This is a genomic window from Phyllobacterium chamaecytisi (genome assembly GCF_020164455.1).
In the GTDB taxonomy this organism is placed as follows: domain Bacteria; phylum Pseudomonadota; class Alphaproteobacteria; order Rhizobiales; family Rhizobiaceae; genus Phyllobacterium; species Phyllobacterium chamaecytisi.
The window spans coordinates 206,152-217,692 of sequence record NZ_JAIQWW010000007.1; the positions used below are offsets into that span (position 1 = coordinate 206,152).

An 11,541-nucleotide genomic window follows, 5' to 3' on the forward strand; every position below is an offset into this window, starting at 1 on the left:
CGCATCATTATCCTGAAAATCAGAAAGTTTTGGACTAACAGTTCCAAAAATATGGATAATTAAAATGCGACGAATTACCTTCGATCTTGATGTGTTGCGCACTTTTGCGACCGGCATGGAACTTGGCAGTTTTGCCAAGGCAGCGGCCCGGCTTGGCCGCTCCACCTCGGCGGTCAGTGCGCAATTGAAGAAACTCGAGCAGCAGACGGAAAAGCCGATCTTCGTCAAGGCGGGGCGCGGGCTGGCGCTAACGGAAGCCGGCGAGACAATGCTGGCCTATGCTCGCAGGTTGCTCGACCTGAACGACGAAGCTGCGACGGCAATCCATGGCACCGAGCTTGCAGGCTGGGTGCGGCTGGGATTGCAGGAGGATTTCGGCGAAACCATTCTTCCGGAAGTCCTCGGACAATTTGCCCGCGCTCATCCAAAGGTGCGGATCGAGGCACGGGTGGCACGCAACGCCGAATTGATCGATCGCATCACGAGCGATCGTCTTGATCTTGCGTTGGCCTGGAATGACGCATCTGTGGCGACACCGCACTCCGACCACATAAAGGACTTGCCAATGTGCTGGGTTGGCCCGGCCGGCGAGCCAAGGAACTGGCGAGTATCCGCGGACGAACCATTACCTCTGGCGTCGCTGGAAGCACCTTGCCTCTTGCGCACTGCCGCCACAAACGCACTCGACCGCGCCGGCATACCTTGGCGACAGTCGTTTGTCAGCCCGAGCCTGGCGGGATTATGGGCTGCAACGGTAGCAGGCCTCGGCGTAACCATTCGCACCCCGTTCGGGCTACCGCCAAGCGTACAACCTCTGGTGCCGGCTGACAGCGGACTGCCACCGCTGCCTTCTCTCGGACTTGTTCTTCATCGATCGCAAGCGCAATCAGATCCGGCAACCGCACGCCTCGCATCGATCATGCTGCAAGCGGTGCACAACGCGATACCAGCGTACTGACAGGCTTCAGATCGCCCAGGGTGCAAAAACGGGAGCGTTTACGGCAACAAGCGATGCGCCGCGCGATTGGCCGCGTTTACCGGCCATTTCGACGATCTCGAACGCCGTATGATCGGACAGGAGTGCGCGGAGCGCCGCCGCATTCAGCCGGTGCCCGCCGCGATACGAGCGGAAGCAGCCTATGAACGGTGCGCCAGCGAGGGCAAGGTCGCCGATGGCATCTAGTGCCTTGTGACGCACAAACTCATCCTTGTAGCGAAGGCCACCCGGATTGATCACGGAATGATCATCGCCGATGACCAGCGAATTATCGAGTGATGAACCCAGCGCCAGGCCCGCAGCCCAGAGCTTTTCCACGTCGCGCATGAAACCGAAGGTGCGCGCCCGCGAAATCTCCTTTCGGAAAACCGTCTCATCCATATCGGCGGCAAATTTCTGACGGCCGATGACCGGCGTCTCAAAATCGATTTCGACCTCATAGCGCGTTCCATCATAAGGACGGAACTCGGCCCAGGATGCCCCGGCCTCGATGCGCGATGTCTTCAGGATGCGGATGAAACGGCGTTTCGCCGCTTGCCGCACAAAACCGGCCTGCTCGAATGCGTCGAGGAACACCGAGGATGTTCCGTCGAGAATTGGCACTTCCGGGCCGTCGATCTCGATGATCATGTTGTCGATGCCCGAACCGGCGATGGCTGCCATGACGTGCTCGACTGTGCTGATTGTCACCCCTGCCCTGTTGGCAAGCGTCGTCGACAGATCGGTCGTCCCGACTTCAGACACAAGCGCCTTGATCTCGTGGCTGGCGCCCCTTCCGTCGAGCCTTTGGAAAACGATGCCCGTATCGGGTTCGGCCGGCACGAAGGCAATCGTCACCGGCGCACCGCTGTGCACACCAGCTCCTGAAAGCGTTATTCGCTCGGCAATCGTTGTCTGGTAGTCGCGCAATTGAAACCTCGTGCCCATGTACCGCCCCGGATCATCTATCCGGTTTTCGACATTAACTTGCGGCGCTGCACGTTTCTGGAATCAGCATCGCTCATCGTTATTTTGCGGCGCAAGATACAGTCGGCATCCCGTGAAGCAAAATCACGGTTTCGCGACGTTTGTAACGAAACCACTGCGCCATCAGCTAAGTCGTTTCTTTGGCCTTTCAATGGCTTGAAAGAAAAATTCCGCCATTGAGGCAATGGCGGAATTCATATCCTTTAACAATCCGTGATCAAATCAGTTGGCTTGACGGCGAAGGAAAGCCGGGATTTCGAGCTGATCGTCTTCGGAAGCCTGGCGCGCTTGTGGCTGAACGCGGCCCTGCTCGTCGAGTTGTCCACGGCGTGGCGCATAGATCGACGCATCTTGCGAAAGCGGCCGGCGCTGTTCAACCGGGCGCATTGCGGGCTCACGCGGCTGCGCTGGTTCGAGCCGGGCGGTTTCGTCTTCGCGGCGAGTCAAACCGGCAGTGAGGCGCTTGAGAAGACCCATCGGACCACGATCTTCCTGGTTGTCATAGGAAGGCTCGCGATTGCTCTCACGGCTTCCCATGTCGCGGGCGTTGAGTTCTGCCTGAACCACAGGCGGGAAATCAGCGACATTCGGCATGCGTGGGGCAGCCGGCTGCGGTGCGGGTGCAGCCTGCATCTGCGGAGCAGGCTGGTGCACCGGAGCCTGAGGCGCGGCAGCAAATGGAGCATCAAACACTTCCGGCGCTGGCGCCTGGAAAATGCGGCTCTGTGGACGGAATTCCTCGGCGGGCTGTGGAGCACGCTGCACCACCTCCTGCTCCGCAGCGCGGATCGCATCGGCTACAGGGTCCGCTACCCGTGCGGCCGGCTGCTGAACAACCGGACGTGCATTTGTACTTGCGGCGGCCTGCTGCGCTGGCTTGGCAATGGGCTTCAGAGGCTGGCGAAATTCGATCGGCGCGGGCGCCGACTCTCCAATCTGCTTATCGATGCCAGTTGCCACGACAGAAACGCGGATGATGCCTTCGAGGCTTTCGTCGAAGGTTGCGCCGAGGATGATATTGGCATCCTGGTCAACTTCCTCACGGATACGAGTTGCAGCCTCATCGACTTCAAAGAGCGTCATGTCGCGGCCACCGGTGATCGAAATCAGCAGACCCTTGGCGCCACGCATGGAGGTTTCATCAAGCAGCGGATTGGCAATCGCAGCTTCAGCGGCAGCCATTGCACGGCCATCACCGGATGCTTCGCCGGTCCCCATCATCGCCTTGCCCATCTCGCGCATGACCGAACGAACGTCGGCAAAGTCGAGATTGATCAGGCCTTCCTTCACCATCAGATCGGTGATGCAGGCAACACCGGAGTAGAGAACCTGATCGGCCATCGCGAAGGCATCGGCAAAGGTTGTCTTGTCATTGGCGATGCGGAAGAGGTTCTGGTTCGGAATGACGATGAGCGTATCGACGTTCTTCTGCAGATCAGCAATACCCATATCGGCGGTGCGCATGCGGCGCTGACCTTCGAAATGGAAAGGCTTGGTGACGACGCCAACGGTCAGAATGCCCTTTTCGCGTGCCGCCCGGGCAACGACTGGAGCGGCGCCTGTACCGGTACCGCCACCCATGCCGGCCGTGACGAAGCACATGTGGGTGCCCTGGAGATGATCGTTGATCTCGTCAATGCATTCTTCGGCTGCTGCGCGGCCAACTTCCGGCTGCGAGCCTGCACCAAGGCCCTCGGTCACAGCGGCACCAAGCTGAACCAGACGTTCAGCCTTCGACTGCGACAGCGCCTGTGCGTCGGTATTGGCCACAACGAATTCAACGCCGCGCAAACCGGCATTGATCATGTTATTGACCGCGTTGCCACCACCACCGCCAACACCGAATACGGTGATCCGTGGCTTAAGCTCGGTAATGTCCGGCTTTTGCAGATTGATACTCATTTGTTTCGTTCCTTTTCGTCTCTACCGCCTCGCCGCTGCGGTGTTTTTTTGGGTTTCCCCGATTGATCAAAAACTCTCTTTCAGCCATTGGCCGATACGCTGAAAACGCCCACCTGTGCCTGTCATCAACGAAGATGAACCAGCCTTTACAGAACGCTCTTCAATTCCTGCCACTTGCGGATAAATCAGAAGACCAACCGCTGCAGAGAAAGCCGGACCCTTGGCAGCCTCGGGGAGCCCCGTGACACCAAGAGGACGGCCAATACGCACATTGCGAGCCAGAATGCGGCGGGCCGCCTCCGGCAATCCCGCCAACTGACTGGCGCCGCCCGTAAGCACCACACGCTTGCCGACAATCTGGCCGTAGCCGGACTGGTTGAGGCGGTCACGCGCGAGTTCGAGCGTTTCCTCAACGCGGGCACGTATGATGCGGGTCAGTACCGCGCGTGGATATTGATTAGGAACATCGCGCGCATCGTTGCCGAGCGGCGAAACACTGATCATGTCCCGATCATCGGCCGCACTTGGCAGGGCCGAACCGTGCATGACCTTCAGCCGCTCGGCGTCGTCCATATGAGCGGAAAGGCCGCGCGCAACATCCATGGTCACATGATTGCCGCCAATGGCGATGGCATCAGCGTGGATGAATTTGCCTTCGGAGAACACGGAAATGGTCGTCGTCCCACCACCCATGTCGATACAGGCAGCGCCCATCTCGGCCTCATCATCGACGAGCGCTGAAAGACCGCTGGCGTAAGGCGTTGCGATCATCGCCTCGACAGACAAATGACAGCGATTAACGCAGAGCTCGAGGTTGCGCAGCGGCGCCGCGTCAGCAGTCAGAACGTGCATTTCGACGCCTAGCGTATCGCCGATCATGCCAAGCGGATCGCGAATACCGCGTTCACCATCGAGGCCATAGGCGATCGGTAGCGAATGCACGAGATGACGCTCAGCGGCAAGCGCTTGCTTGGCACCGGCCGCAAGCACGCGGCGGATATCCGACTGGTCAACCTCATGGCCGCCGAGATTGATGCTGGCAGAAAAGCTTTCACTCTTCAGGCGGCCCGCCGAAATATTGACGATCATCGAGTCGACCGTGAGGCCCGCCATACGCTCCGCGGCATCGACGGCAAGACGGATCGCCTGCTCGGCTGCATCCAGATTGACGATGACCCCCGACTTGATGCCGCGCGACTTCTGATGGCCAATTCCCAAGACTTCGATGCGATGTGTACGGCCTGGCAGATGCGCGCTTTCCTCACGCGGACGCAAACGCGCGATGATGCAGCAGACCTTGCTCGAACCAATGTCCAGAACTGTCAACGAGCGCGTCCGCTTGGCAGATGGCGCTCCTGTCGATGAACCTTTTCCGTTCAGAATACTCATACACGCTTCTCCGAACGCTTGGGCGCCTTGTCACGGGCCTTCAAATACTCAACACGCTGTACCATTGCTTCCGGTGTCAGCCTGACAACCACGCGGTCCGTCAGGCGCATATCGACCGATGCAATATCGCGAGACAGAATCCCCGCCTTGCTGTCCATATTGGCAATATCAGTCAGGGCCTCGTCGATGCGGGATTCCGGGAGCATCAGGCTTACGCCGTTCTTCAGCACCAGATCCCAACGGCGATCTCCGACCCGCTGATAGGCCTTTACCTCGGCGGCGATTTGCGGGAAGGCGGTCATCTGCGTCAGGAGAAGCTTTGCCTGCTTGTCAGCACCTGCGCCGATCACCACCGGCAATGAAGCACTGCGACCGCCATTGAAAGGTACGATCATGCGACCATCGGCATCGATCACCGAAAGCTGGTCGCCGTTCTGCCAGACCGCCAAGGCGGTGCGCTCATGGATCGAAATCTGGATCGTGTTCGGATAGACCTTGAACACATCGACGGATTCGACCCAAGGCAATCCAGCTACAGCCTTTTGAGCATCAGCAGCACTCAAGCCGACCAGCGATGTCTCGCCATCAAGGCCAAGAGCGCCGAGAACGTCGATCTCCGACGTTTCCTTGTTGCCGACGACCTTCACATCTTCAATGGCAAAGCCGAACGTCGAGGTTGTAACCTTGACCACCTCAGGCGCATGACCGCCAAGGATTGCACCGTAAGCGCCGGTCAAAGCCAGGAAAGCCAAGGCACCGAATGTTCCGACATGGTTCGGAATGGTGACTTCGCCTTCGATGGTGCGCGCAAGAACGCGAACAGGCTTGCGCAGGATTTTTGGCAGGACGATCCGGAAACGGCCAAAAGTCGCCGACCTGCCCGAAGACACCGGCACAGCACCCCGCGGGTGCACATTTTTGCCCTTCAACGCAAACACGATGCGTCCTCCACCATCCAACTCAACAATTCACCGAAGGTATGCCCCGCAGCTTTGGCGATATCAGGCACGAGAGAGGTGGGAGTCATGCCCGGCTGGGTATTGACTTCCAGCCAGATCAGCTCGCCATCCTCGGAAAAACGGTCGTCGTAACGGAAGTCCGACCGGCTAATCCCTTTACATCCAATTGCCTGATGCGCCTTGAGTGCCAGTGTTTGTATTTTTTGGTAAATTTTTAGTGAAATTTTAGCGGGAACAACATGATTTGATCCGCCTGCAACATATTTTGAATCATAATCGTAGAACTGGTGCCCGACCGGAATGATTTCACACACTCCAATGGCCACATCACCCATCACGGCACAGGTCAATTCGCGCCCATATATGTAGCGCTCAACCATGACGCTGTCGCCATATTTCCATTCGGCAGACGTGATGATCTGCGGTGGATGCGACTGATCCTCTTTGACGATGACGACACCAAAACTGGAGCCCTCGCTCACGGGCTTCACGACGTAAGGCGGCTTCATCGGATGCTTTGAGGTGAAGTCCAGGCGGTTCATGGTCTTGGCTTCAGCCACAGGGATACCAGCCGCCTTGGCGACGATCTTCGCCTGCTCTTTGTGCATCGCAAGCGCAGACGCAAGCACACCTGAATGCGTGTAGGGAATTTCGAGATATTCCAGGATGCCCTGGATCGTGCCATCTTCGCCAAAGGGACCATGCAGCGCATTGAAGGCAACATCGGGCTTGAGTTCATGCAACACACTGGCGATATCGCGAGTAACGTCGACGCGGGTTACGGTATAGCCTTCAGCCTCCAAAGCATCGGCGCATGAATTGCCGGAAGATAGCGACACCGGACGCTCCGATGAAAAGCCACCCATCAGCACCGCAACATGCTTTTTCGCCATGAAGGCAACCCCTCGAACACTTCCCCATCAAAGCTGAAAACAGACATGAGTCCGCGCACATCCGGCGGCCAAGACCGCAGATACCCGAGACTGGCAAAACCAGCCGACTCAAATCAGTTAACGCTTGTCCCTAAAGAATCAGAGAGTTGATTCGCTGACAAGTCCCCAATGATTCAACAATGGAAATTCAGGTAAAAAAATATGTCAGGAGGAGGCAGATCATGCGGCGCGAGCAGCTGCCTCGATTGCGTCGGCTACCCACTCATTGAGACTTTTGTTTTCTGCAGCAGCTGCCAAGACTGCAGCTTCGTGAAGTTCCGCAGCAAGGCGTACATTGAAACGACCAGAGAATTCGCGGAATGGAGGAATGCCTTTCTCAACACACATCTCAAGGAAAACCTTGAGCGACTTACGACCCTCGACAATCAGATCATCGACGCTCCTCGCGTAAAAATCGGCCCCACCGGACAATCCGAGAAATTCTCCACGGATCATGCCGATTTCCGGATCAAGAGAAACGACAGCTTTGTGACCGTCGATATCAATCACATTTTTCATGGCTTCACTCCATGGCTTTCCAGCCATTTTCTGATGCTCGCAATTGCATCCTTGTCGGTATCCGTCGATGGATACGGGCGGTGAAACACTCGAACTTCGCCGAATAAAACGACACCGACACGCGAGCCTTCTCTTTCGCTGACTTCAGCCCCGAGACCGACAAACAATGCTTCGACATCTAGCCAGCGAACTGAACCACTGACTGGACGAGCGAAAATCTGCACCAAGGTAATGTGGTGTTTACGCTTCATAAATTGAGTACCATTTTTTAGTACCATTCACAATGAAATTTAAGCAATGAATTCTTTGAAAAAGCTATTTGATCCAGATCAGAGCAGCTGGCCCATAAACTCGTGGACTTCATGGCCAGGGCGGAAAAGACCGAGGCGTTTGATTTCCCAATGGAGGCGAACACCCGAATTCTGCACGACCCGCGAACGGATGGTTTCGCCAAGCGTCTCGAGGTCATGCCCCGAGGCAGTGCCGGTGTTGATCATGAAATTGCAGTGCATCGGTGACATCTGGGCGCCACCGATCATCAGCCCGCGCCCGCCAGCCTTGTCGATCTCTTTCCAGGCCGATGAACCTTCAGGGTTCTTGAACGTCGAACCGCCGGTCTTTTCCCGGATAGGTTGTACCGTTTCACGGTGCTGCTGGACCGCATCCATCGCTGTCTGGATTTCCCCGCGATCACCCGGCGCGCCTTCGAATAGCGCCGAAGTGAAGATCAGATCATTTGCCGCGCCGGAATGGCGATAGGCGTAGCCCATGTCGGCGTTTGAAAGAATTCGAACCTCGCCCTTGCGATCAAGGGCACGCACTTCCACCACACGCTCACGCGTTTCAACGCCGTTGGCACCGGCATTCATGCGCAGAGCGCCGCCGATCCCGCCAGGGATACCGTGATAGAAATGAAACCCGGCGATGCCCGCCTCCAAGGCTGCAGCAGCCACACGCTTGTCTGGCGTAGCCGTGCCCGCACGCAACTGCGTATCGCCAACCCGCTCAACCTCGCCGAAACCCTTGGCCGACAGGCGGACGACGAAACCCGGAATACCGCCGTCGCGCACCAGGAGATTGGAGCCGATACCGACGACGAGGATTGGATATTCTTGCGGGACAGCTTTGAGGAATGCCGACAAATCTTCCTCGTCCGCAGGCTGGAACATGACTTCAGCTAGACCGCCAGCGCGGAACCACGTGACCTTTTCCATGCCCATGTTGGGTGTTAGGCGTCCGCGCAGACCAGAGAACCGATCTCCCAGCTTTTTTAGCAGGGCTTCGCCATCGATAAGTGAAGACATTCTATCCTTCCCGCCCGAACCATCCCTGTCGGAGCAACCGCCAAATCTAGAGCGCCGCGAGTTCCTTTGGCAAGGCATAGGCCCATTGCGTTATGTTGCCCGCGCCGAGAAAGATTACAAAATCATCCGGTTTGGCGATCTCGGCGATCAAAGGAGCCACCTCTTGCGGACCCGTGATATAGCGTGCGTCGCGGTGTGCGGCGGTTTTGATGCGAGAAACCAGCGCCTCTGAAGTCACTCCCGGAATCGGATCTTCGCCAGCCGCATAAACGGGCGCCAGGACGACCGTATCGGCATCGTTGAAGCAAGCCGCAAACTCATCGAACAGGCTGGCTAGACGCGTGAAGCGATGCGGCTGCACGATGGCGATCACGCGGCCTTTCGCGGAATCGCGCGCCGCTCTCAAGACCGCTTTGATCTCGACCGGATGGTGGCCATAATCATCGAATATCTCGACACCCTTCCATGAACCGGTATGGGTAAACCGGCGCTTGACCCCACCGAAGGATGACAAGCCCTTCTTGATGTCCTCGGACGAGATGCCAAGCTCATGCGCAACGGCAATCGCCGCTGTGGCGTTGGAAACGTTGTGCCGGCCTGGCATGGGCAGGCGCAGCCCCGTAATCTCGGTGATCTCACCTGTCTTGCGCTTGGCGATATGAACATCGAAACGCGAGGCAGCGCCGTCAACGACGAGATTGACGAAACGAACATCCGCTTGCGGATTCTCCCCATAGGTGATGACCCGGCGATCCTCAATTCGCGATACCAGCGACTGTACTTCCGGATGGTCCAGGCACATCACACCGAACCCGTAAAACGGTACATTCTCGACGAACTGCCGGAAAGCTTCGCGAACCCTGTCGAACGTGCCGTAGTGATCGAGATGCTCGGGATCGATGTTGGTGACCACGGCCACATCAGCCGGAAGCTTCAGGAACGTGCCGTCGCTCTCGTCTGCTTCGACGACCATCCAGTCGCCCTCCCCCATGCGTGCATTCGTACCATAGGCGTTGATGATACCGCCATTGATAACCGTCGGATCGAGATTGCCCGCATCGAGCAAAGTAGCGACCATGGAGGTGGTCGTCGTCTTGCCATGGGTGCCGCCGATGGCGACGGCCTTGCGGAAACGCATCAGTTCGGCGAGCATTTCGGCGCGGCGGACGACCGGAAGCAGCTTCTCTCGGGCCGCGATCAATTCAGGATTGGATTTCTTGATGGCCGTTGAAACAACGACGACTTCGGCGTCGCCTACGTTCTCCGCCTTGTGGCCAACGAAGATCTCGATGCCTTTTTCGCGCAGACGCTGCACATTGGCGCTGTCGGCCTGATCGGAGCCTTGAACCTTGTAGCCAAGGTTATGTAATACTTCGGCAATACCACTCATGCCGATACCGCCGATACCGATGAAATGAACAAGGCCTATATTGAGCGGCATCTTCATGGACGCACTCCTTTTTTGAAATCTTCAATCCGTTGACCGGACGCAATAGCTTCTGCGAGGTCCGCAAGCAACCTTGTGGCTTGCGGTTTGCCGGTGGTGCGGGCTTTTTCCGCAATAAATGCCAGACGGGTGGGTTCGTTCATCGCACTTGTCAGGATGGACGCAATGCGCTCCGGGGAAAGCTCGGACTGTTTGATAACGTTAGCTCCGCCCGCAGCCTGGAGTGCCGCTGCATTTGCCGCCTGATCATGATCGAGGGCATGCGGGAACGGCACAAGAATGGCTGGCCGGCCGATGGCGGCTATCTCGGAAACTGTGGAAGCGCCCGAACGCGAAAGAACGAAATGGGATTCGGCGATGCGATGCGGCATATCGAGAAAGAATGGCGCAACCTCTGCCTTGATGCCGAGCGATTCGTAAGCGGAGCGGACATATGACTCGTCTTCCGAGCGCGCCTGCTGCGTCACAACAAGGCGCGCGCGATCTTCCGGCGCCAGCAGCTTGATGGCAGCGGGCACGACAGTGGAAAAGTACTGCGCGCCCTGACTGCCGCCAAACACCAGAAAATGGAAAGGCTGGTGCGCTTGCGAGGCCTTATAAGGCTTGCCCACTTCTGCCAAGACTGCCGGGCGCACTGGATTTCCGGTGGCGATTGTCTTTTGCGCAAACGGACCACTCGCATCTGAAAGGAAGCCGCCAGCGATTGCATTGACGCGAGACGCCAGCGCCTTGTTGGCGCGTCCCATCACCGCATTCTGCTCATGGATGAGCGTCGGTATTTTCATGCCGCTCGCTGCATATAGCGGTGGCAGTGTGGGATAGCCGCCAAATCCGGCAACCAGCTTCGGCCGAAACGTTCGGAAAAACCTGCGGGAATCGAGATTGCCAAGCCAAAGTGTCCAGAAGGTCTTTGCCAAGGCAACCGGATTGCGCCCAGAAATAGTGGCGGATCTGACGACATGTATCTGCTCGGCGGGAAATGCGCCCGTGAAGCGTTGTGCACGTTCGTCGGTCGCCAGATGGATATCCCACCCACGCTCTATCAATTCATGTGCAAGTGCTTCAGCCGGGAACAGATGCCCGCCTGTACCCCCGGCAGCGAGAAAAATAACCCCCTTGGACATCG

The 11,541-nt window shown here is 57.5% G+C and carries 11 protein-coding genes; 1 reads left to right on the forward strand and 10 read right to left on the reverse strand.

Annotation, left to right across the window (positions count from 1 at the left end; genetic code table 11):
• Window positions 1–64 precede the first annotated feature (64 nt).
• The gene (locus LB462_RS13325) at window positions 65–958 is read left to right on the forward strand and encodes a LysR substrate-binding domain-containing protein (RefSeq protein WP_224508577.1); all 894 of its coding nucleotides are present in this window, start codon (window positions 65–67) and stop codon (window positions 956–958) included.
• 6 nt (window positions 959–964) lie between these two features.
• Here the strand turns inward: LB462_RS13325 and lpxC are convergent, their stop codons facing one another.
• From lpxC to murG, 10 genes are all read right to left on the reverse strand, one after another.
• Window positions 965–1,924 carry a UDP-3-O-acyl-N-acetylglucosamine deacetylase gene (lpxC, locus tag LB462_RS13330; RefSeq protein ID WP_224508579.1) on the reverse strand — a complete coding sequence of 320 codons (960 nt, stop codon included), beginning with the start codon at window positions 1,922–1,924 and terminating at the stop codon, window positions 965–967.
• Window positions 1,925–2,185: 261 nt separating this feature from the next.
• Window positions 2,186–3,865: a cell division protein FtsZ gene (gene ftsZ / locus LB462_RS13335; protein ID WP_224508581.1), complete on the reverse strand. Its 1,680-nt coding sequence runs from the start codon at window positions 3,863–3,865 to the stop codon at window positions 2,186–2,188.
• Window positions 3,866–3,931: 66 nt separating this feature from the next.
• Window positions 3,932–5,254: a cell division protein FtsA gene (gene ftsA / locus LB462_RS13340; protein WP_114428601.1), complete on the reverse strand. Its 1,323-nt coding sequence runs from the start codon at window positions 5,252–5,254 to the stop codon at window positions 3,932–3,934.
• The gene (locus LB462_RS13345) at window positions 5,251–6,192 is read right to left on the reverse strand and encodes a cell division protein FtsQ/DivIB (RefSeq protein ID WP_224508583.1); all 942 of its coding nucleotides are present in this window, start codon (window positions 6,190–6,192) and stop codon (window positions 5,251–5,253) included. The genes ftsA and LB462_RS13345 overlap by 4 nt, the downstream gene beginning before the upstream one ends.
• Window positions 6,180–7,106 (reverse strand): D-alanine--D-alanine ligase, encoded by a 927-nt coding sequence (locus LB462_RS13350; protein WP_224508585.1) that lies wholly within the window; start codon window positions 7,104–7,106, stop codon window positions 6,180–6,182. Before LB462_RS13350 ends, LB462_RS13345 begins: the two co-directional genes overlap by 13 nt.
• A gap of 219 nt (window positions 7,107–7,325) precedes the next feature.
• Window positions 7,326–7,664, reverse strand: a complete 339-nt coding sequence (locus LB462_RS13355; protein ID WP_112530124.1) for a type II toxin-antitoxin system HicB family antitoxin — start codon at window positions 7,662–7,664, stop codon at window positions 7,326–7,328.
• Entirely contained in the window at window positions 7,661–7,942 is a 282-nt protein-coding gene (locus tag LB462_RS13360; RefSeq protein ID WP_224508587.1) for a type II toxin-antitoxin system HicA family toxin, read from the reverse strand. Before LB462_RS13360 ends, LB462_RS13355 begins: the two co-directional genes overlap by 4 nt.
• Before the next feature lie 51 nt (window positions 7,943–7,993).
• Entirely contained in the window at window positions 7,994–8,968 is a 975-nt protein-coding gene (gene murB / locus LB462_RS13365) for a UDP-N-acetylmuramate dehydrogenase (protein WP_224508589.1), read from the reverse strand.
• 46 nt (window positions 8,969–9,014) lie between these two features.
• Window positions 9,015–10,415 (reverse strand): UDP-N-acetylmuramate--L-alanine ligase, encoded by a 1,401-nt coding sequence (gene murC, locus LB462_RS13370; RefSeq protein ID WP_224508592.1) that lies wholly within the window; start codon window positions 10,413–10,415, stop codon window positions 9,015–9,017.
• Window positions 10,412–11,539 carry an undecaprenyldiphospho-muramoylpentapeptide beta-N-acetylglucosaminyltransferase gene (murG, locus tag LB462_RS13375; RefSeq protein ID WP_224508594.1) on the reverse strand — a complete coding sequence of 376 codons (1,128 nt, stop codon included), beginning with the start codon at window positions 11,537–11,539 and terminating at the stop codon, window positions 10,412–10,414. Before murG ends, murC begins: the two co-directional genes overlap by 4 nt.
• Window positions 11,540–11,541 lie beyond the last annotated feature (2 nt).